At 48.2% G+C, this 22,171-nt stretch carries 21 protein-coding genes; 20 read left to right on the forward strand and 1 reads right to left on the reverse strand.

What is annotated here, in order from left to right:
• Positions 1-76 precede the first annotated feature (76 nt).
• The 18 genes from GCU48_RS16455 to GCU48_RS16540 all read left to right on the forward strand — a co-directional run bounded on the left by GCU48_RS16455 (position 77) and on the right by GCU48_RS16540 (position 19,380).
• Complete coding sequence (locus tag GCU48_RS16455; RefSeq protein ID WP_152380724.1) at positions 77-1,819, forward strand: hypothetical protein; 1,743 nt, start codon at positions 77-79, stop codon at positions 1,817-1,819.
• Positions 1,820-1,855: 36 nt separating this feature from the next.
• Positions 1,856-2,497 carry a LysM peptidoglycan-binding domain-containing protein gene (locus tag GCU48_RS16460; RefSeq protein WP_152380725.1) on the forward strand — a complete coding sequence of 214 codons (642 nt, stop codon included), beginning with the start codon at positions 1,856-1,858 and terminating at the stop codon, positions 2,495-2,497.
• The gene (locus GCU48_RS16465) at positions 2,494-3,471 is read left to right on the forward strand and encodes an XkdQ/YqbQ family protein (protein WP_152380726.1); all 978 of its coding nucleotides are present in this window, start codon (positions 2,494-2,496) and stop codon (positions 3,469-3,471) included. Before GCU48_RS16460 ends, GCU48_RS16465 begins: the two co-directional genes overlap by 4 nt.
• The gene (locus tag GCU48_RS16470; protein WP_152380727.1) at positions 3,464-3,871 is read left to right on the forward strand and encodes a hypothetical protein; all 408 of its coding nucleotides are present in this window, start codon (positions 3,464-3,466) and stop codon (positions 3,869-3,871) included. The genes GCU48_RS16465 and GCU48_RS16470 overlap by 8 nt, the downstream gene beginning before the upstream one ends.
• Positions 3,864-4,328: a DUF2634 domain-containing protein gene (locus GCU48_RS16475; RefSeq protein ID WP_025718321.1), complete on the forward strand. Its 465-nt coding sequence runs from the start codon at positions 3,864-3,866 to the stop codon at positions 4,326-4,328. Before GCU48_RS16470 ends, GCU48_RS16475 begins: the two co-directional genes overlap by 8 nt.
• Complete coding sequence (locus GCU48_RS16480; protein WP_152380728.1) at positions 4,328-5,479, forward strand: baseplate J/gp47 family protein; 1,152 nt, start codon at positions 4,328-4,330, stop codon at positions 5,477-5,479. The genes GCU48_RS16475 and GCU48_RS16480 overlap by 1 nt, the downstream gene beginning before the upstream one ends.
• 7 nt (positions 5,480-5,486) lie before the next feature.
• A complete protein-coding gene (locus tag GCU48_RS16485) occupies positions 5,487-6,095 on the forward strand; it encodes a YmfQ family protein (protein ID WP_370881011.1) in 609 nt (202 codons plus the stop codon).
• Between the two features lies 1 nt (position 6,096).
• Positions 6,097-8,679: a hypothetical protein gene (locus GCU48_RS16490; protein WP_152380729.1), complete on the forward strand. Its 2,583-nt coding sequence runs from the start codon at positions 6,097-6,099 to the stop codon at positions 8,677-8,679.
• A gap of 16 nt (positions 8,680-8,695) precedes the next feature.
• On the forward strand, positions 8,696-9,307 hold the full coding sequence (locus GCU48_RS16495; RefSeq protein ID WP_152380730.1) for a hypothetical protein: 612 nt from the start codon (positions 8,696-8,698) through the stop codon (positions 9,305-9,307).
• 61 nt (positions 9,308-9,368) lie between these two features.
• Positions 9,369-9,638 (forward strand): hypothetical protein, encoded by a 270-nt coding sequence (locus tag GCU48_RS16500; protein ID WP_152380731.1) that lies wholly within the window; start codon positions 9,369-9,371, stop codon positions 9,636-9,638.
• Positions 9,639-9,796: 158 nt separating this feature from the next.
• Complete coding sequence (locus GCU48_RS16505; protein ID WP_152380732.1) at positions 9,797-10,243, forward strand: phage holin family protein; 447 nt, start codon at positions 9,797-9,799, stop codon at positions 10,241-10,243.
• Positions 10,244-10,407: 164 nt separating this feature from the next.
• Positions 10,408-11,373, forward strand: coding sequence for a glycoside hydrolase family 25 protein (locus GCU48_RS16510; protein ID WP_152380733.1), 966 nt, complete (start codon positions 10,408-10,410; stop codon positions 11,371-11,373).
• 551 nt (positions 11,374-11,924) lie between these two features.
• Positions 11,925-13,580 carry an ABC transporter substrate-binding protein gene (locus tag GCU48_RS16515; protein WP_152380734.1) on the forward strand — a complete coding sequence of 552 codons (1,656 nt, stop codon included), beginning with the start codon at positions 11,925-11,927 and terminating at the stop codon, positions 13,578-13,580.
• A gap of 29 nt (positions 13,581-13,609) precedes the next feature.
• Positions 13,610-14,614 carry an ABC transporter permease gene (locus tag GCU48_RS16520; protein ID WP_152380735.1) on the forward strand — a complete coding sequence of 335 codons (1,005 nt, stop codon included), beginning with the start codon at positions 13,610-13,612 and terminating at the stop codon, positions 14,612-14,614.
• A 35-nt stretch (positions 14,615-14,649) separates the two neighbouring features.
• Positions 14,650-15,561, forward strand: coding sequence for a nickel transporter permease (nikC, locus tag GCU48_RS16525; protein WP_152380736.1), 912 nt, complete (start codon positions 14,650-14,652; stop codon positions 15,559-15,561).
• Positions 15,562-15,939: 378 nt separating this feature from the next.
• The gene (locus GCU48_RS16530) at positions 15,940-17,355 is read left to right on the forward strand and encodes a deoxyguanosinetriphosphate triphosphohydrolase family protein (protein ID WP_152380737.1); all 1,416 of its coding nucleotides are present in this window, start codon (positions 15,940-15,942) and stop codon (positions 17,353-17,355) included.
• A gap of 68 nt (positions 17,356-17,423) precedes the next feature.
• The gene (locus GCU48_RS16535) at positions 17,424-18,368 is read left to right on the forward strand and encodes an MsnO8 family LLM class oxidoreductase (protein ID WP_152380738.1); all 945 of its coding nucleotides are present in this window, start codon (positions 17,424-17,426) and stop codon (positions 18,366-18,368) included.
• A 13-nt stretch (positions 18,369-18,381) separates the two neighbouring features.
• Positions 18,382-19,380, forward strand: a complete 999-nt coding sequence (locus GCU48_RS16540; RefSeq protein WP_152380739.1) for a TRM11 family SAM-dependent methyltransferase — start codon at positions 18,382-18,384, stop codon at positions 19,378-19,380.
• A gap of 10 nt (positions 19,381-19,390) precedes the next feature.
• Here the strand turns inward: GCU48_RS16540 and GCU48_RS16545 are convergent, their stop codons facing one another.
• Positions 19,391-20,347: a D-2-hydroxyacid dehydrogenase gene (locus GCU48_RS16545; protein ID WP_152380740.1), complete on the reverse strand. Its 957-nt coding sequence runs from the start codon at positions 20,345-20,347 to the stop codon at positions 19,391-19,393.
• A 237-nt stretch (positions 20,348-20,584) separates the two neighbouring features.
• Here GCU48_RS16545 and thpR point away from each other — a divergent pair, with 237 nt between their 5' ends.
• A complete protein-coding gene (thpR, locus tag GCU48_RS16550; RefSeq protein WP_152380741.1) occupies positions 20,585-21,223 on the forward strand; it encodes an RNA 2',3'-cyclic phosphodiesterase in 639 nt (212 codons plus the stop codon).
• Between the two features lie 111 nt (positions 21,224-21,334).
• Positions 21,335-22,147, forward strand: coding sequence for a cell wall hydrolase (locus GCU48_RS16555; protein WP_152380742.1), 813 nt, complete (start codon positions 21,335-21,337; stop codon positions 22,145-22,147).
• The last annotated feature ends 24 nt before the right edge of the window (positions 22,148-22,171 follow it).

Consider the following 22,171-nt stretch of genomic DNA (forward strand, 5'->3'; position numbering starts at 1 on the left):
GCTGCTGGCGTTTGCCGAGCAGGAAATGGACAGCATGGCAGCTTCAAAGGCATAAACAAGGAGGTGAACATGATAGATGGCAGAAGCATTAAATTACCGCATGAACCTTGTAATAGATCCTAAAAACGTCATCAAGGCGAACAGAGAACTGCGCGCAATGGAACGTTATTTTGAGCGGATTCAAGGGCGTGTGTTGAAAATCGGCCGCACCCGTATGGCCCCGGAAATTGTACTGAACGATATGGCCTCCAAAGGCTTGGATAATCTGTTGAACAAGATTAACCGGGTCAAATCCCAGATTATTAACGCCTCGGGGAATGTAAATGTGAAGGTAAACTCCCAATCTGGCTCAGGCTCCCCGAAGACTGATAACAATCCAAGTATCGTTTTGCTAAGCACTGCGGTGCAATTGAATACTATTGCAGTGAATGCTAACACGACTGCTATTGCAGCTTTAGGCACCAATTTAGCTTCTCTAAAGCTAGGCGGTGAGAAAAAGGAAGAAGAGCCTAAAGGTCCTGTAGAAAGAATTAAAGATGGTCTTGTGGGAGTAAAAAAGTTTGGTGAGGGATTGAAAGGATTCTCTGAAATTGGGACAAAGTGGAAAGATTTGGGTAAAGCGTGGCGTGATGCTGGGCCAGTTGGGGGAACCACAAGAAGGCAAAAGTTGGTTAATGGAGCAAAAAAAATATGGAATCATAGAGGTGCTTTGGGTAAGGCGACTGGTGAACTTATAGAAAGTGCTGGCGGTACAGGAGATATGTTAGAAGGCGGCCTGGATATTTTTGGAGCTTTTAAGGGCGGTGGCGCTGCTGATGCTGCTTCTAGTGCAGCCTCCAGCATTGTAAACCCAAGTAGTGTTGCTGGTGCGGCTGAGGAAGCTGGGTCAGGCTTATTCAAAAACCTTTTAAAAGGCGGCGCTAAAAAACTGTTGGGGCCATTAAGCTATGGGATGGATATTATGAATATCGCTCAGGCTACCTCTGGTAAAGAACGGGCAGAAGCTATTGGTTCCACTGTAGGTGGGACCGCTGGTACTGCGATAGGTGGAGCTATAGGCTCATTTTTGCTTCCGGGTATTGGTACTATGGTTGGATCTCAACTTGGAAGCATGGCGGGAGACTTTGTTGGGGGTAAGATTGGCGGATTAGTCTCAGATTATGGTCCAGCGATTATGGATAAAGCAAAATCCGCTGGTAAATTTCTTGGAGAAAAAGCTTCCCAGGTCACAGGCTGGCTTTCGGATAAGGCTGGAGACTTTGGTAAAGGCTTTTCTGATTTCTTTTCTTTTGGTAAAAAAGATGAACCTAAGAAAGAGCCAGCTAAGCCACCTGAAGTTCCTAAACCTGCAATCCCACCTCAACCTGCTGTAGCCGTGGCTACCAAACCATTAACACCCATGCCGCCTTTCCCTGGAACTCCAGTGATCTATGGGCCTCCACAACCGGGGGCAAAAGGTGTCCCTAACCCTTACGGACCTATGGCTATTACCAATCAAGGCGTAAATCCAAGCCCGATGCTGAATACTGCGGCTCATACGAACAATGGAGCCAAAGCTAAAGGCAAAGCCAATGGTAATCCTACACCTCAAGTAGTACAGATCAGTCCTGAACAAATGGGGACACTGTCAGGCTTTTTGAAGGATTTTAAAACCGAAACCACCAACCAATTCAATCTTCCTGCGGGGGCTGTACAGGTCACTGTGCATGAGAACAAGCTGGATGTGGATGGGCTTATTACACAAATTGGTTACCGTCTGAAAGCTGAAATCTTGCGGGCAACCCAGAATACCAAGCCTGCGGGCGCTGGAGCTATGTAATGCAGTGGATGGTAGCTATAGGGGAGGAGGAAAGAAATGGATTTCAGTTTGACGGATGGAAAAGGATTTAAGTTTGTTTTTCCGGTGAATCCCGAGGAAGTGACGATCTCACGGCAAAAGGGATTTGATACAACGACGATTTTATCCTATGGGGAGTTTGATTTTCCGCAAGGGGAGAAGGTGAAGGAAATCTCCTTCTCTTCTTTTTTTCCCAAGGAGTATGATGAATCATATTGTAAATATCAGGATATTCCCGATCCGCAGGAGGCTATGAATACGCTAAATGGTTTCTTGTTGTCACAGAAGCCATTACGCTTCATTATTAGCGGGACATCCGTGAATGTGCCTGTTATTGTAGCCTCTCATAATTCGACCTTTCGCGGCGGTGAATCCGGGGATGTGAATTTTGATCTTTCGCTGCGGACCTGGAGGGAAATGAAGGTATCCAAAAAAGCTGGCAGCGGGTCAAAGTCCGCGACAGTCAACAAAAAGCCTCGCACAGATATGAAAGAAAAGAAAAAAACATATACGGTTAAGTCCGGGGATTCCTTGTCCAAAATTGCCAAGCTGGAGCTGGGGGACAGCTCGCAATGGAGTCGTATTTATCAGCTTAACAAAAAGGTCATTGGGCAAAATCCGAATGCGATTAAACCAGGACAAAAGCTGGTGCTGTCATGAGCTATAAAGTCATTTTACAGGACAAATATGATTTATCTCCGCTTGTGGAAAATATCAATTTGCGGGACTCACTGGAGCAAATCGCTTATCAGGGCACAGTTAATCTGGTTGTTACGTCCGATATGCCTGTCATTTCTCCAGGGATGTCAATCCGGGTTAGCGGGATTCCGTATGGCAAAAAAGACTATGTCCCTTTGTTGTCACCAGCGGTGATCTGGGAAGTAGAAACCTCCAACAGCGGGCTTAAGCGTATGACGCTGACGTTATATGATCGTACGGTGTATTTGGACAAGTCAGAGGATGAATATTTACTTCCTGCCAAGCAGACAGCTACCCAGCGTTTTCAGAAATACGCGAGGGATTGGAAGCTGAAAATCGCTTCTTTGCCGGATACGAAAAAGCCGCTCGGACGCGCGGTATACCGGACACAGTCCATTTATTCCATGATGCTGGGCGATCTGCGGGAAACGGCTAAGGCGGGCGGCAAGCTATATCATCCACGGATGATCTCTTCCGGCTTGGAGCTGTACGAGTTGGGTACAAACAAAGAGCTGTATGTGCTCGAGAGAGTCACGGATACAACACAATCCCGTACGCTGGAAGGCGCAGCCACCAGAGTAAAGGTGCTGGCTACGGCGGCCAGTGAAACAGGCAAAGAGGTTCCCTCCAAGGTGATGGCGATTCAGGAAAAGGATATTGCCAAATATGGAACCTTGCAGGTGATTGTGCAGGATGACGAAGTGAAGTCCGGTGCAGCCGCACGTGAGTTGGCGAAAAGTAAGCTGAGAGGCATACAGCAAACGATATCCGTGAATGCGCCGGACATGAACACGATTCGAGCAGGAGACGCGGTGCTGCTGGGTTCCATGAAGCTGCTGGTGATTTCCGTGAGCAGGGAATTGGGGAATCCCGGCAGCATGTCGCTGGAGCTGGGAACATATGACGATGTAAAAAGGAGGTTTTACCTTGAATAAGGACCCCTACGGGCATTTGGTCACCGCTCTGCAATCCTCATTTCACAAGCATACCAAGCAGGCGCTGAGCGGAGTAGGCGCGGTACTGGGCACGATTACCTCCACCGGACTCAAGCTGGACGATTTTAAACATGAGCTTCAGGATTATCTGGTCGCTGAGCTGCCGGGATTGCTGTCTGTACCCCGTCATATGTATAAAGGGACCTCGACCACGGTGGAATCGGAGAATTGGGAAGACAAAGAGCTGAAAACCTCCTTTTATATCGGGGAGGACGAGCTGGAGGATGTGAATCTGAGCCTGAACGAAGGACTTAAGCTGGGAGATCGTGTACTTGCGATTCGGGTGAATAGCGGTAACGATGTCGTTGTCGTATGCAAGGTGGTGAGTGGACGTGGCTAATTTATTTCCAGAAACAGATGATATGGTCTGGACAGATACAGATATGACCGACCCGGATGTTCTGGAGGATAATCGGGCTGTATTTGGGCGAAGCTGGCGGTTTGATTTTGAAGCAGGAGAGTTTGTCATGAGTCCCAGTCGTAAAATCGTGGTTACAGGTGAAAAGGAAGCGTGGGTGCAATGGTGTGAAAAAGCAATTCGCACCTCTCGCTACCGTCATGTGATCTATTCTCCTGACTATGGCAGCGAGCTGGAGGAGCTGATTGGCAGCAGCTATGGGCATGGAGTGCAGGAAAGTGAAATTAAACGCATGGTCACGGAAGCGCTGCTGGCAGATGCTCGCACGGCCAGTGTGGATCAGTTTACATTTCGCTGGGAAGGTGAGGCATGCCATTTTAGCTGCCAGATTACGAACGTGCGGGATGAAACGGAAATTGTGGAAAGTGTGGTGATCTGATGGCAGACTTGCCGGAATATTTGGTAGACCAGACGGAAGAGAACATTTTAAATCGGATGCTGGAAAAAGTGCCTTCGGATATTGATAAGTCCGAAGGCTCTTTTATTTGGGATGCGCAGGCTCCGGTCGCATTTATGCTATCTGAAGCGGCCATCTGGGCGCAGGAACTGCTGCGGCGTGGTTTTGCCAGCACGGCAGCCAGCGACAACCCGGATTTTCGCTCGCCAGAGCTGGATTTGCGAACAGCAGAGCATGGGGTGACACGGCGAGCAGCGGTCGCCGCCTCAGGTATAGTCACGTTTACAGGCACAGCGGGAACGACCGTCCCGGCCGGAACGCTGGTAGCGACTCCGGCAGATGATGTATCCGGGGAAGCATCCATTGAGTATGCGACCACGGCATCGGTTACGCTGGATGAGCAGGGGACAGCTGTTGCAGCGATTCGAGCCATTAATCCCGGACGCAGCGGCAACGTGCCTGCGGGTGTCATCCAAGTGATGGCGACCCCGATTAGCGGGATTTCCTCCGTGATCAATACGGAGGAGACGAAAAGCGGCACAGACATTGAGAGCGACCAGCTGTTGCTGGAACGTTTTTATGCCAAGGTGCGAAACCAGGGTACAAGCGGTAATAAAGCACAGTATACCCAGTGGGCGAGTGAAATTGCCGGAGTTGGCGGTGTGGAGGTTGTTCCACTCTGGAAAGGGCCGGGAACAGTGGCTTTATATGTGCTGGATAGCGACAAGCGAGCTGCCAGTCCGGATATCGTGGCTGCGGTGCAGAAATATATTGACCCGACGCAGGATGGACAAGGGGAAGGGCTGGCCCCAGCGGGCCCTGTGGTGACGATCATGCCAGCGACAGAGGTGGAAATTAACATCTCGGTCAAGGTACAGCGTACCAAGGAGAAGCCGTCTACACTGGATGAAATCAAAAAACTGATCGAAAGCGGTGTGCGAGCTTATTTGAGGCAGCTTGCTTTTTACAAGGAAGACCCGTTGGTTCGGTATACCCGAATTTCTGCTGTTCTGCTGGACATTCCGATCATTATTGATTTTTCTGAGCTCAAAATTAATGGGCAGAGCAATCAGAATATTGAGATTGGATCAGGTCAGGTGGCCGTGCTGGGGACGGTGAGTGTCAGTGAGTAATGATGAAATGAACCGTAGTGCCAGCGCGTCCTTTTCTGGTCGAGCTATGGGAGAGGATATCCAAATCAACAGCTTGCGGGGACGCGAGCTGTTTTCTTTTTTACCGTCTTATTATGAAACCTCACGAGTGATGCGTTCCGATATGGATGCGAAGGGCAGCGAATTGGACGCTTTGTATCTCGCAATGGACGCAACGGTAGGACAGTTTTTCGTGCGTACTGCTACTTGGGGATTGGAACGCTGGGAAATGGAGCTGGGTATCGAAACCGACCTTGCGAAGCCATTGGACCAACGGCGTGCGGTGGTGGAATCGAAGCTGCGAGGAGCAGGGACTTTTTCTGGACGGCTTGTCAAAAGTGTAGCCGAGGCGTATGACGGGGGTACGGTAGATGTTACTTTTCACCCCGCCGAATGGGGATTCACGGTCAAATTTATAGATACCATCGGGATTCCACCCAACGTGGAGGATCTAAAGGCAGCCATTGAGGAGATCAAGCCCGCTCACATGGCGGTTGAGTACAAATTACGCTACCTGACCATTGCCGAAGTCGAGTCTATGACCCTCTATGAAAACGAACATACAACACAGGATAGATATTTAGGAGGTGGCGCATAACATGGCAAGTGAGAAGACACCAAATCTTGGCTTAAATCAAATTGATCGCACGTCGCCCAAAACAACGTATTTTGATCTGGATAAGTATCTGGATCAAAACTGGCGCGCTGTAGACGATTTTGCGGGTGATGTAAATGATGGTGTGAATGAGATCAAGAAGCGTCTGGATACGACGGAGCGTAAGGCGGTAACTCTGGAACCCGGGGTGCAGATTGTTCATGCAGAAAAGGCTGCACCGTTTTCGCTGACGGGGTTGAGCGGGCGTATGTTAGTGAATTTGGCGGGTAGAGATTGGGGATCATCGAAAACCCTCTCAAGGTTTGGACGCTTTCAATCTACGTTGAATATTGAATTTACAAAAAGCATAGCAGGAGGGGGCTCTTTAAAAATAACCTCGGAGCTTGCGAATGCTATTGCTGACGGTTTTGGTAATACAACAACAACAATAAAAGCAGGCAAAAAGTATATTGCTCTTGGGAACTTGTACAATGAATCTGGTAGTAATATGCAAATTGTTATTCAGAAAACTAGTTTCTCAACTCCGCTGGTTACTTCCAAGAACAAGTGGGAGTTCACTTATGTAGCATTCTCGCCCTCAGTAGATGTTAATGACATCCAGGCAATGGCGCGACTCAATGTTACAGCAGTCGGTCAGGTTGGCTATGCAGATGCTCTTAGATTATATGAGATTTCCGATGTGGAATACACAGCACTTGCCAGCATGACACCAGAGCAAATAGCTTCGAAGTATCCTTTCGTGGACAGCGTAATACCTGTGCGGAATCCATACGCAATCAGATATGGTGAGAATCTTTTGCCAAGCTTTTACGAGTGGTCAGCAAAACAAGGGAGTCCCGTAATTTCGAACCTGCAAAGTGTTTTAGTTACATCGGACAATAAGTTAATACACAGTGTTTCTCCAGTAGTCTCCGGCAAGACATATACCCTGTCAGTTGAATCGTCCGATGCTAATGGTCGGATCACCGTCACCAATAGCGTAGAATCTACTGTGCTTGCAGATAAAACGGGTTCTGGACTATTGAGCGTTACATTTACCGTACCTGCAGGAGAAACCAGCATTAACGTTCGTTTGTTAGGGGCAGCCAAGACGTCAGTGACTATCTCTAACCCTATGCTCAACATCGGCAGCACAGCTAAGCCATTCAAGCCACGTGAGGATTCTATGTTTGCGCTGCAAACAGACCTGTATGCCGATCCAGTGACAGGCTCGAACGCGGATACAGTGTTCGTGCGTGACGGTCAATATTCTAAGTCTAAGAACTGGCAGAGCTTTAGGCTGGACGACACATTCGTTTGGTCATTACCAGGTAACTATACAGGTTATAAAGTTGTAGGGATATCCGGTCTGCCCTTAGCTCAGGCTTATAATTCGCTGTACGTCACTAAATTTGACGGAAAAATACTTACTAAAAATGCAGGAATGACCGCCGCAGATAATGCCTATTTCCGTAATCAGCCAATTAAGGATTCGTTTGATATTTCTATTTCAAGCGTAGACAGCGGGTGGGGAGACAGCTACACACCGACAGCTGACGAGATTAAAGCCTATTTTATGGGCTGGACAATGTTTAACGGTGAGACGGGGGGGACCACTCCTGACAATCCTAGCGGTAATGTGTACAACGGGGTTGGCAGGAAATACTGGGCGCGTCGAAGTGATGGCGTTAGTCGTAATTCTTGGTTGAACGGAACAGACACGTTACCGACGACACAAGCGTTAAACTGGACACCGTACCAACTCGTATACCAACTTGCAACGCCTACAGTAGATCCTATCGAATCCGAGGGTCAGCTAACCTTTACCGAGGGTGATAATCAGGTAGAAGTAGGCACGGGGATTGTGTTGCGCGAACGAAACGAAACCTATCAACAACCAGTAGAAAAATTGTGGAATATCAATAACGCAAACTACACCGCTACGGCGTGGCTTAAACAAAAAGCTTCGGATATTTTGGTGATCTATAAAAATGGAAAACAAGATTACACATGGATGATAACCAACAAAATGGTTACAAGTGTTGGAGCCCTGGCGCAGCAGTTTGACTACAACCATGACACTGGAGCGTCCTACAGCGTCACATACCTGACGCTTGACCGTTCGCCTGTCGTCCCATTCGTTGGTTTATATGCAGCTAACGAAAAAACACTATTGCTTGACTTGGTAGATAGAATGCAACAAGCAACATCGCGAGTGTCAGTGCTGGAAAACAAGAAGGCCGAAAAGGATAATCAGTCGTGGATTACACCAACATTGCTTAATGGAGTTACGGCAGAAACATCATCAGTGGACATGCAGCCTCAGTACCTTAAAATGTCAGATAATCTAATTAAGATGCATGGGTCAATAAAGGTACCGACTTCTAATGCAACTGTCACATTCTTTAAATTGCCAGAAGGGTACCGACCTAAAATACTAACGGTATTAAACTGTCCTGCATCCGATGCGGTGTCTTCCGACAAAATAGCCGTAATTGCTATATCCCCTGACGGACGTGTGGAGGTAGTAGGAAGAGGGGGTTACGGCTGGGTACGTTTAGATGCCGTTCAATTTATAGCTGAATAATAAAGGGGGATAACACATGAAAGCAGTACCTAAAGTAAATACAGACGGCCTCTATCTGGAGGACGAGTTGGTGGACGATGCCTTTTCAGGCGTCGTCCCTTTTTATACTCCATCTTCGCTCACGCTATCTAATACAGAACAGCAGCTAAACACCAATGAGCTTACTACCGATAGCTCAAGTGCCATGGGTGAAGCGAATTCGGAAACCATCCCTGCTGGCTATAACGTGGGTATTCCAGTGCCACAGGGCTTCTATCATCCTCGTTTTGACATTCAAGGCTGGCTGACCTATGAAGCAGAATATAACGAAAAGCTGATAGAGGCCCAGAAGACGTATGAGCAGCTCAGCAAGGAATCTCAAGCTTCATTTCAGAAGCAACATGATGAATGGCAAGGCAAGGTAGACAACGAACGTGGGGACGAACCTGTATATTTTGCTCAGACATTTACGGCTCCAGAACGAAGAGACCCGACAACATTTTGGGGTGAAGGATTAAGTGACGAAGCGATCAAGGAACTGACACGAAAAGCGGAGCAACAGCCAAGTGGGGAAGAACAATTGAAGCAGCGTATAGCCGATCTCGAAGTGACACTGACTCAGCTCATGTTCGGTAGTACAGGAAAATGACTTGTACTAACTACTATATACAGCAGTAAGAAATTTATATAAAAGAGGTGAAGTCATAACCATGGCAGCTTTAACAGAGGCTCAATTGCGTATTTGTGCTCAAGTTTGTATTACCCGCTATGATCGGGGAGATGGCGATTTAGCAACCATCCTTGGAAGCTACATTTTAGATGAAGAACAGCGTGAACAAGTGATGAAATTTGTTTTATCCAATCGTTCTGATCTGGTACCGGGTAACGTAGATGATTCGTCATCTGCCGATCTTATAAACACACAGGCAGAAACGGTTAAATGGTATAACTCCATTTTCCGTAAAATAGGAACAAAGTAATCAATTTTTCAGAAGGTAAGGTCAAGTAGCACACAAATTAAGCATAAACACAGATAAAAGTAACAGACACGCCTTCAAACAGAGCGTGTTTTTTTGAATGCCCTTGAACAACCCAAGGGCATTCACTTTACACCTTGGTTCAAAAGGGGGGAACAAATATGCATGAAAAAATCGATCAGATTTGGCTGGGGCTTTCCACGGGGACCCTGATCGGTTATTTTTTCGGAGGGTGGACGACGATGCTGACGTTGTTGTTATGGATGGTCATTATCGACTTTTTCACCGGCTGGGCTGCAGCCTGGATTAACGGAGAACTAAAAAGTCGAGACGGCTATTACGGTATTTTTCGCAAGGTTACGGTTTTTTTGATGATTACAGTAGCTCATCTGATCGACGGTATTCTGGGGGATGAACATTACTTCCGGGATGCCGTCGTTTTCTTTTATTTGGCGAACGAGTTGCTGTCCATTATTGAAAATGTGGGCAGAATGGGGGTGCCGATGCCGGATATTTTACGAAATGCGGTAGCTATTTTTGAATCCAAGTCGAGCGGGGAAAAGAAAAAGCCAGCAGACCCTTCTGACAAAGGGAATAAAGCTTTATAAAGTGTCATCCATAACTCAGTACAAGGGTAGCGGTGGCGGAATCCTCTTTGCCCTATTTTCGGCACAAGATGGAAAAGCCCGGACCGTTTCAGTGGTCCAAGCATATGGATAACCAAGACATAGTTGGGATACATGATCACAAATAGATAAGGAGGGAGCGCCTTATGCAAAATCGCAGTCCTAACGCTGCTGAGGGCATTGACGTGTCCCGTTACCAGGGAACGATTGATTGGAAACGTGTACGTGCCGATGGCAAATCGTTTGCCTTTATTAAAGCGAGTCAAGGACAGACCTACGTCGATCCGACATTTGTCACGAATGCAAAAGGGGCAAGAGCAGCCGGGATTCTGCTGGGAGCTTACCATTTTGTTGATGCGACCAGTGTAAACGCAGCACAAGCGGAAGCAAGGCATTTCGCTGAGGTGCTGAATCAGGTGGGTGGCGCACAAGCGCTGGACTTTCCAGCGGTGATGGATTATGAAAACAATCCGGGCGGGCTTAGCTCAGCCGCGATTCATGAGGTTGCGCTGGCATTTTTAACGGAGTTTGAACGGGTAAGTGGGCGCAGGCCGATGGTATATACGGGCAATGCCTTTGCTGCCTATTTTAAAGCTCCGCTCGGCAGCTATAAGCTGTGGATCGCGCGTTATAGCACGCGGGTGCCCAGTGATACCACGGCATGGAAGCACTGGGATTTCTGGCAATACAGCGATAGTGGACGGGTTGACGGGATTCAAGGACCTGTCGACCTGAATGTATACGCCGGAACAGAGGCCGAGCTACGTCAGGCATTTGCAGGAGAAGAGGAGGATGAGCCGATGACAGCAGAGGAAAAAGCGGCATTTCAGGCCTTGCAGCAGCAGGTCGCCGCGCTTGAAAATAGCAAAAATGTGCTCAAACAGACATTAAATGAACAGAGTGCATATATTAAAAAGGTAGACCAGCGAGTAGCTGAACTGGAGGCCCGTCAGGCTATGCCTGTACCGAGCTGGGCGAAGGAAGCCATGGCAGCCGCTGTAGCCTTGAATCCGGCAAGCCCGATTGTGGATGTGAAGCTGCCAAGCAGCTACGATTTTTATCGTTTACTTGTAGTGCTGAACCGTCTGGGTGTATTTAAAACAGCCAAATAATTTTTTTGATAAACTCATTCACAGACGATCTCATTTTATATGAGCCAGGCCATACGCCTGAAACATAATAGACAGGCGGTTCAAGGCAACCGCCTGCCCTTATTGTAAAGTATGCCTTGTGTAAGCTCATTTGTAATATTAATTAACATGATGGTTAAAAACTTATCGTAATGTATAAAAAACACCCTTGTCTGCTTCCAAATTTTATAGTAAAGTATCCATTAATCAACTTTGTTTCAACATAATATTCACTGCTTGTGAGTATATGTCACACTTTCACCACGATCTAATATACCCCTCTTCGTTTGAATTACATCTACTCATTTACTCTAAGCATCTCAGCCAATAGATTATGAAAGCTTCTGTGCCCGTATTTTTCAACAAAAACCTGTCCATAGAAACTACATACTTGCCCTGCTATTACACCTATTTGATGAACTCGGAACTTGGGACCACAGCTTGAGGACAAGCTTGTCATGCCAGCCCATAGGATTGGCTTCCATCCAGTATCAACGATTTAACAATATATAGGTGTGAAAGGGGTTTGCTGCATGAGCAAAAAGTACGTAAAACACAAAATCTGGACTGTACTTCTGGTGCTTGCGCTGGGTGCTGTTCTGGCGCTTTCCGGTTGTGGGGGATCAGGTGAAGGAGCGAAGCCAGAGGCAGGACAACCGCCGGGCGGAGCGGGAAAAGGTGTGCAGGATACGCTAATTTATGGGCGCGGTGGAGATTCCGTGGCCCTGGACCCTGCCATTGTGACTGAAAGTGAGTCGTTAAAAATCGGAATGCAAGTGTTCGACACACTGCTGGAATATAAGGAAAACACAACAGAGATTCAGCCGGGGCTCGCAGAGAGCTGGGAAATTTCACCGGACGGACTGGTCTATACATTCAAGCTGCGTCAGGGCGTAAAATTCCATGACGGAACTGACTTTAATGCAGAAGCGGTTGTATTTAACTTTGAGCGCTGGTCTGATCCCAAAAGTCCATACAAATTTGAAGGTGACTCGTTTGATTATTATGATTCAATGTTCGGACCTGAAGGAAGCAGGGTGATTAAGAAGGTCAAAGTGGTAGATACCAACACCGTCGAGTTTACATTGAACAAGCCGCAGGCGCCTTTTTTACAAAATATCGCTATGCCTTCCTTTAGTATTGCTAGTCCCAAGGCTATTCAGGAGAAAAAGGCTGATTTCAAGAGCAATCCAGTCGGCACGGGGCCCTTTGTATTTAAGGAATGGAAACGGAACGATACCATCACGTTGGAGAAAAATCCAAACTATTGGAAAGAGGGACAGCCGAAGCTGTCCAAGGTCATTGTTCGTTCCATACCTGACAATACCGCGCGATTTAATGCTCTGCAAAATGGAGAAATTGATCTGATGGAGGATTTGAATCCGGATGATGCGAAGCAGTTGGAAGGTAACAGTGAATTGGTGAAAATTGAACGCCCTTCCTTTAATGTGGCGTACATTGGCTTTAATTTAAAGAAAAAGACATTTGCTAATCCCAAGGTGCGGCAGGCGCTGAACCACGCGGTGAACAAGCAGGCCATCATTGATGCATTGTTTGCCGGGCAGGCCAAGCCTGCGGTCAATCCGATGCCACCTACGTTATGGGGATATAACGATAGCATTCAGGACTATGCCTATAATCTGAAGAAGGCCAAAGCTTTGCTGGCAGAAGCGGGTTACCCTAACGGGCTTCCTGAGCCGCTAACCTTCTATGCCATGCCTGTGTCTCGTCCGTACATGCCTGATGGCAAAAAGGTGGCAGAGGCCATTCAGGCCGATTTTGAAAAAATAGGTGTCAAAGTAAACATTCAATCCCCGGAATGGGCTACGTATCTGGATGATCTTAAGAGGGGAAAGAAGGACGACTTGTATATGCTGGGATGGAACGGGGACAATGGCGACCCGGATAACTTCCTGTACACATTGCTGGACAAGGATACGATTCCAGGCAATAACCGCAGTTTTTATGTGAACGAGGAACTTCACAACATATTGGTGAAGGCGCAGGTTGAGGTTGATCAGGATAAGCGTGCGGAACTGTATAAACAAGCACAAGAGATTATTAAAGAGGATGCGCCGTGGATTCCACTGGTACACAGCATACCGCTAATGGCGGGCAAAGCGAACCTCAAGGGGTTTGTACCTTCTCCAGCAGGTATTGAGTCGTACGGAAATATTTATTTTGAATAGTCCAAACGCAGGCAGGCGGTGAATCTGATATGAATGCATATATTGTCAAACGACTGGCCGTGTTGATTCCTGTATTGCTAGGCATGACCCTCATCGTATTTTCAATTATTCATGCTATTCCGGGTGATCCTGCGGAAACCATACTGGGAGACAAGGCCACAGAACAGTCCAAACAGGCGCTGCGCGAGCAGCTGGGACTGAATAAGCCATGGCTCCAGCAATATGGAACCTATCTGAGCGAGCTGGCACATGGAGATTTGGGAGATTCCATCCGCACCAGACAGCCGATTGCCCGGGAAATGGTTCCTTATCTGGCGGCTACCCTGGAGCTGACGGTGGCGAGTATGTTTTTTGCCGTTGTGGTCGGGATGAATGCGGGCATCGTGAGCGCCTGGAAGCGAAATTCCTGGTTTGATTATGTCAGCATGGTCATAGCGCTTGTCGGGGTGTCGATCCCGATTTTTTGGTTAGGCTTAATGGAGCAGTGGATATTTGCAAATAAGCTGCATTGGCTTCCTTCCATCGGACGCATGAATTCCCGTGATCCGGTGGAGGCTGTGACGCATTTGGCGATTGTTGATGCGATCATAGGGGGACGTATGGATCAGGTGTGGACCGTCATCAAGCATTTGATTCTGCCGAGTATTGCACTGGGAACCATCCCGATGGCGGTTATTGCCCGTATTACCCGTTCCAGCATGCTGGAGGTTATGGATGCGGACTATATCCGCACGGCTCGGGCGAAGGGGCTGGCATCTTTTCAAGTGGTGTACAAGCACGCACTTAAAAATGCCGCCATTCCCGTACTTACCGTCATCGGTCTTCAAACTGGCTCGCTACTGGGAGGTGCGGTGCTGACGGAAACTATTTTTGCATGGCCCGGCATCGGACGGTATATTTTTGAAGCGATCAGCTCGCGTGACTATCCGGTGATTCAAAGCGGAATTTTGATCATTGCGTTTCTGTTCGTCATCATCAATCTGATTGTCGATTTGCTGTACGCGGTTCTTGACCGACGTATCCATTACCAGTAATCAAGTCGTCAATTGCTCAAAGGGGAGCTTGTCCGATGTCACAATTTTCGTTGGAACCCAACAACTTATCGACGACACGCACGGTATTGACAACTTCCCCCGTCGTGTCCGGTCCTTGGAGAGACGCATTGAGGGCATTTCAGCATAATAAAATGACGTTCGTCGGCCTGAGTATTATTGTCTTCTTTATTATTATCGCTTTGATCGCACCGTGGATTGCTCCTTTTGATTATAAAGAGCAAAACCTGGTTAGCCGCTTGCAGTCTCCTTCGGCAGAGCATTGGTTTGGCACGGACGATCTCGGTCGAGATTTGCTGAGCCGTACGCTGTACGGGGCCAGAATTTCGTTGTGGGTCGGCTTTCTGTCCGTTATCGGATCAATGATCGTCGGGACAGCTTTAGGTCTAATCGCAGGATTCTATGGGAAATGGGCAGACATGATCATTTCGCGGCTGTTCGACATTTTACTGGCATTTCCGGGGATTTTGCTGGCCATAGCTATTGTGGCCATTTTAGGGCCTTCACTGGAAAATGCGCTTTACGCCATTGCGATCGTAAATGTACCAACATATGGACGATTGGTTCGCTCCAAGGTGCTCAGTGTCAAAACGGAGGAATATATTACGTCAGCCAGAGCGCTTGGGGCGAACAATGCACGTATTATACTGCGTTATATTTTGCCTAATAGCCTGACGCCCATCATCGTACAGGGAACATTGGGTATAGGGACAGCGATCATTGAAGCAGCAGCGCTTGGCTTTCTCGGCTTGGGCGCACAACCTCCTGAACCGGAGTGGGGCAAAATGTTGTCTGATTCGCGCCAATTTATCCAGAATGCGCCGTGGACAGTTATTTTCTCGGGAATATCCATTATGCTGACCGTATTGGGCTTTAACCTGATGGGTGACGGGCTGCGGGATGTGCTCGCTCCAAGGGCGAAGCGTTAGGGCAGACATGGGGAGGTATATAAACTGAACTTAAGAGTTACTATTAAAGAGTTACTTTTAGCACCATTGCATATTTTTTAAGTTTTACTTATATACTTCAATTTAAATACAAGAAAAGAGGTGTTCCCTGAATCTAATGGCGGGGGAACACCCTTTTTGTATGATATTTCTCGTGTTAGATTAGAATTGAATAAGTACATAGAAAACGGAGCAGGCGAAATGGTGTTGTACAAGCGAAGCGGTGGCGATGGGAAGCACCATCCGACTGCGCAGTTGCGCTAAAAGCAACTTTTACAGCAGCTAAAAGGCATGTAAGCTTTCCTGCAACGTGAAAAAAATGTATAATCACTCCAATTGAGTACGTAGGGAGTGAGCTTTATGACATGGCAAAACAAAAGAGAGCATCGGCAATTTGCGGAACAGACACGAAGCGACACTTCGCGGGCAGCGTATGAACGGGATTACTCCCGATTAATCCATTCACCAACCTTTCGTCGGCTACAGGGCAAATCACAGGTATTTGGTGCAGGCACGGGCGATTATTACCGCACACGCTTGACGCATTCTCTGGAGGTAGCACAAATTGCGCGCGAAGCAGCCCGCAGCTTGCTGCGCCGCCATCCTGAGGTAGAGTTGGAGCAGGCGGATAACGCCGGACTCATCATTGACTCCGAAGTGGTGGAATGTGCTTCGATTGCGCATGATTTTGGGCATCCGCCCTTCGGGCATAAGGGCGAAGAGGTGCTGGACGGGATTTTGGATCAGCTGATTGAGACGAAGGTGGAAAAAATAGCCGCTGCAGGAGGCTTCGCACCGGAGTCCAAGCAGGGGCTGCAAGCATATGCGCGCGAGCGCCAAATCTATGAGCATTTTGAAGGGAACGCACACAATTTTCGCCTAATTATGTTTTTGGAAAAGCGGGAGAATGTGGACGGGCTGAATTTGTCGGACGCTGTATTATTGGGGATTAACAAGTACCCGTATCCGGGGATATTGAATAAAAAAGGGATGTACCTGCATGAGTGGGAATACATTCGTTCCATTCGCCAGGATTGGGGAATCCCGGACGGTAAAAAAACGCTGGAAGCCCAGCTGATGGACCTGTGTGACGATATTGCTTATTCCGCGCATGATCTGGAGGATGGGATTAAGGCAGGCAAAATTGAGGTGCACGAGCATTTTTTATACGATCCGTATTTGATCCGTCTGATTACGGAGAAAATCACTACTTTAGACGATAGTTTCTGGCAAGGCTGGCAGCTGGCTGAGATTGAGCAGAAGGTGGCAGCTGTGCTGAGCGAGTTTTTGAAGGTATGGAATGGCAAGATGCCGATATGTGAACACGATTATTCCCGCACACGTCGAGAAGTAAAGGCATATTGGGTCAGCTTGTTTGTCAGCAGTCTGGGTGTAATTGATGACGATAATTGGAAAAAGGTGACCTTTGTGCGGGAAGGAAGCGAGGATTTGGATATGCTCCGTACGGTGAGTGTGTTGAAAAGCTTTGCCTGGGTCACGATGATTCGCGATCTGCGCGTACAGCGGCTGCAAAAACGAAGTGAATGGATGCTCAGACGGCTATGGTTGGCGTTTCTGGACCCTGAGACGTCCAAGTCCATTATTCCGACCGACTGGCTCCAGCGCTATGAGCGCGACCAGGCCAAGGCGAAACCGATTTGGACATGGGAGCATATGGTCATAGACTATATTGCAGGCATGACCGACACTTTTGCTGAAAAAATCTATAATGAGTTATATGGCCTGAAGGTGGGTTCCATTTACGATCTGGACTGACCTTTAATTTACCCCTATATAGTAGAAGGAACTGGTTTGTAATGGGTAGCAGGGAGGGAGGAATGTATATGCAATCTCAAACTTTATCTATAAAATCGTTGAATCTCGGTGTGCTCGATATGGTGCCGTTGCTGCCCGGCAACCGTCCCGGGCAGGCGGTTCAACGAGCTGGTGAACTGGCGAGACAGGCAGAAGCTTGGGGGTATACACGCTATTGGACCTCAGAGCACCATGATATAGAGGGGTTGGCTTCCTCCAGCCCGGAAGTGCTGCTGTCGCATATCGGGGCGGTGACGAACACAATCCAACTGGGTGCGGGTGCTATTTTGCTCCCGCATTATAGTCCAGTCAAGGTTGCGGAATGGTTCCACCTGCTGGCTGCTCTATATCCGGGCAGGATCGAGCTGGGCCTTGGGAGAGCGCCGGGTGGAGGACCTCATGCTTCGATGGCATTGAGCGGCAACTTTCTTCAGCATGTGGCAGAGCTGCCACAGAAGATGGAAGCTCTGCTGGCTTTGCTGGAAGGCACCTATGCGTATGAGCAGGCGCCTGTGTTTGCCCGGCCGATGCCTGAGCAGCCGCCAGCACTGTGGATGCTGGGTACGAATCGTAAAAGCGCCGAATATGCCGCCCGGTATTCAACGGGCTATGTGTTCGGTCAATTTATGAGTGAGCAGCAAACGGTAGACATGCTGAACATTTACCGTTCCGGCTTTCAGCCGTCCAAACGTATGGATAAGCCACGTACCATGGTTGCTGTAGGGGCGGTATGTGCCTCGACGAATGAACAGGCGCAGCAATGGGCTTCCCAGATTTCATTGGGTGATCCAGCGATGCGAGCGAGTTGGCTGGTGGGAACGCCATCGGATATTGTCGAACGCCTGCATAGTCTGCAGGTTAAATACGATAATGATGAGTTCCTGTTGGTCACACCGATTCCTGATTATGAACAACGGCTTGACTCCTACCGACTTATAGCAGAGGCCGTACATGCTAGTTGTCATTCTAAATGAAAAGAGATCTTACATGAACAAATATGAAATGAACACGAACGAAACGAAACTCGAAACGAAACCAAAGTACATATATACCTATGCTTGTCATGAAACGGAGCGAGAGCTTTGTCTTCTGGAATTAAAATGCTTGTTCGGTCAGCCGCCTGTGCATGACTCCATTCTGTTGTCCCAAAGACGACTGGAGCCGGGGACCAGCCCATTTATCCATCTCCGGCTGGATACAGCCGTGGATGCAGGTTCGCTCGAAGAGCTATGCGAAGCAGCCTCCACGCTGCTACTAGAAGAGGGAAAAACCTTCAAGGTACTGTGTCTCAAGGAAGGCGACAACGAAGCCGACTATGACGAGCGGCGCAGGATCGAACGCCGGATTGGTTCACGTATTCAGGGACAGGCGCAAATGAAGGAACCGGATATCACTTTGGGTGTGATCAGGGCAGGACAACGGTGGTTCCTGGGCCAATGCGTGTATAGTGACCGTTCCTGGCTGGAGCGCCGCCAGAAACCGCAGAACTATTCTACGGGATTGCCGGTGTTCGTAGCCAAGGCACTTGTTAATTTGGCAGTTGGTCATGCAGCTGTGCATGAGGCAGATGCTGACAGACTGAAGCTGCTGGACCCGTGCTGTGGCATGGGCAATGTGATGATTGAAGCATTAAGCATGGGGAAACATATTCGTGGTTATGATATCAACCCGTTGGCGGTACGGGGAGCACGCGTCAATTTATGTCATTTTGGCTATGAAGAGAATCTGGTGAAGCTCGGGGATATGAATATGCTGGAGGGCACATACGATGCGGCGATACTAGATATGCCCTATAACCTGTGCTCCGTGCTCCCTGCTGATGAACAAAAGCAGATGCTGCGCAGTTTAAGACGTCTGGCCGCAAGAGCGGTGATTGTGAGCACGGAGCCGATGGAAGCATTGCTATCCGAGTCAGGTTGGACCCTTACGGAGCAATGCAGCATACGCAAGACAGGTATGGTTCGGGAAATATGGGTCTGTGAGTAATGTTGTTTTGTTAATACTGAGCTTTGTAGTTTACCAGATTCAGCGGCGGCTCCTGCTTAGCGGCATAGGCTTTCAAGTTGGTAAGGAAAATATCTACCGCCCGTTCAGCGTACCGATCCGTGTCACCTGCAATATGCGGTGTGATCAGAACATGGTCCAGACTCCATAATGGATGCGACGCGGGCAGCGGTTCTTCCTCGAATACGTCCAGTCCGGCAAAGGCAATATGCTTTTGTTCCAGTGAGCGTACAAGCGCATCCGTATGGACGGTGCCGCCACGGCCTACATTAATGAAGAAAGCTCCCTTACGCATGGCTGCAAACGCTTTTTCGTCAAAGAAGTGACGGGTTTCCTCCGTGAATGGCAAAATGTTCACCACGATATCCGCAGCTCCCAACGCATCATGTAATTGTTCATTTGTGTACATACGCTCTACATGTGGAGCTTCCTTGTCGGAACGCCGGATCCCGATCACCCGCATGCCAAAGGCTTGTGCAAGCCGGGCCGTTTCACGGCCAATTTCGCCAACACCTGTAATCAGCATTGTTTTACCACGTAATTCCGTCAGTTGACCTTCCGGTTGCTGCCATGTTTTCTGACGCTGCAAGATAGCTGCTTGCTGTAAATAACGTGTATGCGACAGCAGCATGCCGAAAATCTGCTCCGTTATCGGAATTGCATGTACACCACTTGTATTCGTAAGTAAAATATTGCGCTTTTCCAGCTCGGTAAGAGGCAGCTTGTCAATTCCCGCCGACCAGGTTTGTATCCACTTCAGCTTGCTGCCCGGATGCAGTGCCTCCTCGGCAATATGCTTGGACCAGCCTAAAATAACCTCGGCCTGCCGGATCTGTTCAGCCTCCAATTGCTGGGCTTTGCCAATGGTCAACCCGTAGCCCGGAGCTGCTGCCCGAACTTGTTTTTCTTGTTCTTCGGTTAGCTGGTGTAAACTTAAGATGTTTCCCATGATTCATAGCCTCCTCGACTTTTGATTGAGCTTGAAGCTTCCAATATCTTCTGCGAACCATTCTTTCAAGGATAACAGATTGTCGGAAAAATTGCATAAAGAGGGGGAGAAACAAGCTTTCCGTGTCACTATAAATAACAACGTCACTATAAATAACAAGAAATGGCTTTACCCAAATATAGGACACCCCAAACAGCAACTTGTCGGGTTACATACAAAAAAAGGAGCTCGAAGTGGATGGAGAACGATAAATTATCAAACAGACCGATATCACCAAACAGACCGATATCACCAAACAGACCTATATCACCAAAAACGCAGGCACAAAGACTTTTTACGGCTATTGCCCTTCCAGATGGGCATAAGCAGAAGCTGCGTCAATGGGCGGAGCAGGATTTGGAAGAACTGCCCTTTCGAAAATGGAGTGATTTCAGAGACTACCACGTGACACTTCAGTTTTTGGGTGATGTAGCGACTTCGGATATATCTAAGCTGGAGCAGGCCTTAGTTCAAGCTGCAGCCGAGCACGCCCCGTTCATGCTCCGGATTGGAGAAGCAGGCTTTTTTGGCCGGGAACAATTTCCACGTGTATTGTGGAGGGGAGTTACCGGACAGCGAGAGTCACTGGATCAGTTGTATCATTCCATACTTCGAGCTACCGAGCCGCTCGGCTTTAAACCCGAGGAACGACCTTATCGGCCCCATATTACCGTAGCACGTTCATACACAGGAAAGGAGCCCGTTCCGGTGTCAGTTTGGCAGCCAAATGACCGGATTGCCGAGCCGTGGGAAGTGGGGGAATTTGTATTATATGCAACCCGAATGGGGCAAAAACCAATGTACCAAATAATACAAACCTTCCCATTATTAAGGTGAAACCCTTGATCTATCAGCGAATTTAGTGATATAGTGTTTCAGCGTTATTCAAAAAGCGCATTTTAGGTTACATATCTGAGGAATGTGCTTAAAGTTAACGGGAGGAACATTATGGAAATTGTTAAAGAATATCGTTGGTTTGCACCTCTTTTGAGTGTGCTGCTTGTTTGTATATTGGGGATAGGCCTCTACACTGAGGTTCAGCAAACACAGAAAAATCATAAAAATGCACCTATGCAATCTCTGAGCTGGTCAGGGAACTCTTCGACTCCTTCACATGGCGACAGGATGGGGACCCATTACGGGTCAAACAGGACAAGTCCCATCTTTATCGCTGCTCACGGGCAGCCAAGCTGGAAAGATATCATGCCGACTCCGTTGCCTGCTTCTCAGATGAAGCAAATGGAACAAGCACACAATAATGTTGCCACAGGCAAGAAAAAGCTTGAAGTCCAGCACAGCAAGTCCGCAATCCTAACCCCTCCTACAACCATCTACTTTACGAAGACAAAAATGCTCACTCAGGATGACAAGGCGTTGTCTACCTGGAGCTATGTTGTCTCCGCTAAAGAACTGCTACTGCTGCAAAAAATAGTGATGGCAGAAGCAGAAGGCGAACCGTACGAAGGCAAAGTGGCAGTTGCCAACGTTGTCTTAAACCGGCTGCGGTCAGCCTCATTTCCCGATACAATTCAGGCAGTCATTTATCAAAAAGCGCAATTTAGTCCGGTTGCGAACGGGCGTCTTCGTCGTGTCCAACCGAACCAGGACAGCATCCGTGCGGTTAACGCAGCTTTGAACGGCCATAAAGCCGTGCCTGATAACACCTGTTTTTTCCTGTCGCTTACGTTGGCTCAGGACCTTACGGTTCATCATTCGCGGACCAAGGTGAAAACAATCGGACACCATACCTTTTATAAATAAAGGCAGTCTTCTCAAATAACAGCC

This window comes from Paenibacillus brasilensis, assembly GCF_009363115.1.
Classification (GTDB): domain Bacteria; phylum Bacillota; class Bacilli; order Paenibacillales; family Paenibacillaceae; genus Paenibacillus; species Paenibacillus brasilensis.

Bases quoted from the DNA above. Each gene is read 5' to 3' on its own strand.
- GCU48_RS16455 (WP_152380724.1), top strand. From the start codon at position 77: ATGGCAGAAGCATTAAATTACCGCATGAACCTTGTAATAGATCCTAAA.
- GCU48_RS16460 (WP_152380725.1), top strand. From the start codon at position 1,856: ATGGATTTCAGTTTGACGGATGGAAAAGGATTTAAGTTTGTTTTTCCG.
- GCU48_RS16465 (WP_152380726.1), top strand. From the start codon at position 2,494: ATGAGCTATAAAGTCATTTTACAGGACAAATATGATTTATCTCCGCTT.
- GCU48_RS16480 (WP_152380728.1), top strand. From the start codon at position 4,328: ATGGCAGACTTGCCGGAATATTTGGTAGACCAGACGGAAGAGAACATT.
- GCU48_RS16485 (WP_370881011.1), top strand. From the start codon at position 5,487: ATGAACCGTAGTGCCAGCGCGTCCTTTTCTGGTCGAGCTATGGGAGAG.
- GCU48_RS16490 (WP_152380729.1), top strand. From the start codon at position 6,097: ATGGCAAGTGAGAAGACACCAAATCTTGGCTTAAATCAAATTGATCGC.
- GCU48_RS16495 (WP_152380730.1), top strand. From the start codon at position 8,696: ATGAAAGCAGTACCTAAAGTAAATACAGACGGCCTCTATCTGGAGGAC.
- GCU48_RS16500 (WP_152380731.1), top strand. From the start codon at position 9,369: ATGGCAGCTTTAACAGAGGCTCAATTGCGTATTTGTGCTCAAGTTTGT.
- GCU48_RS16505 (WP_152380732.1), top strand. From the start codon at position 9,797: ATGCATGAAAAAATCGATCAGATTTGGCTGGGGCTTTCCACGGGGACC.
- GCU48_RS16510 (WP_152380733.1), top strand. From the start codon at position 10,408: ATGCAAAATCGCAGTCCTAACGCTGCTGAGGGCATTGACGTGTCCCGT.
- GCU48_RS16515 (WP_152380734.1), top strand. From the start codon at position 11,925: ATGAGCAAAAAGTACGTAAAACACAAAATCTGGACTGTACTTCTGGTG.
- GCU48_RS16520 (WP_152380735.1), top strand. From the start codon at position 13,610: ATGAATGCATATATTGTCAAACGACTGGCCGTGTTGATTCCTGTATTG.
- nikC (WP_152380736.1), top strand. From the start codon at position 14,650: ATGTCACAATTTTCGTTGGAACCCAACAACTTATCGACGACACGCACG.
- GCU48_RS16530 (WP_152380737.1), top strand. From the start codon at position 15,940: ATGACATGGCAAAACAAAAGAGAGCATCGGCAATTTGCGGAACAGACA.
- GCU48_RS16535 (WP_152380738.1), top strand. From the start codon at position 17,424: ATGCAATCTCAAACTTTATCTATAAAATCGTTGAATCTCGGTGTGCTC.
- GCU48_RS16540 (WP_152380739.1), top strand. From the start codon at position 18,382: ATGAACAAATATGAAATGAACACGAACGAAACGAAACTCGAAACGAAA.
- GCU48_RS16545 (WP_152380740.1), bottom strand. From the start codon at position 20,347: ATGGGAAACATCTTAAGTTTACACCAGCTAACCGAAGAACAAGAAAAA.
- thpR (WP_152380741.1), top strand. From the start codon at position 20,585: ATGGAGAACGATAAATTATCAAACAGACCGATATCACCAAACAGACCG.
- GCU48_RS16555 (WP_152380742.1), top strand. From the start codon at position 21,335: ATGGAAATTGTTAAAGAATATCGTTGGTTTGCACCTCTTTTGAGTGTG.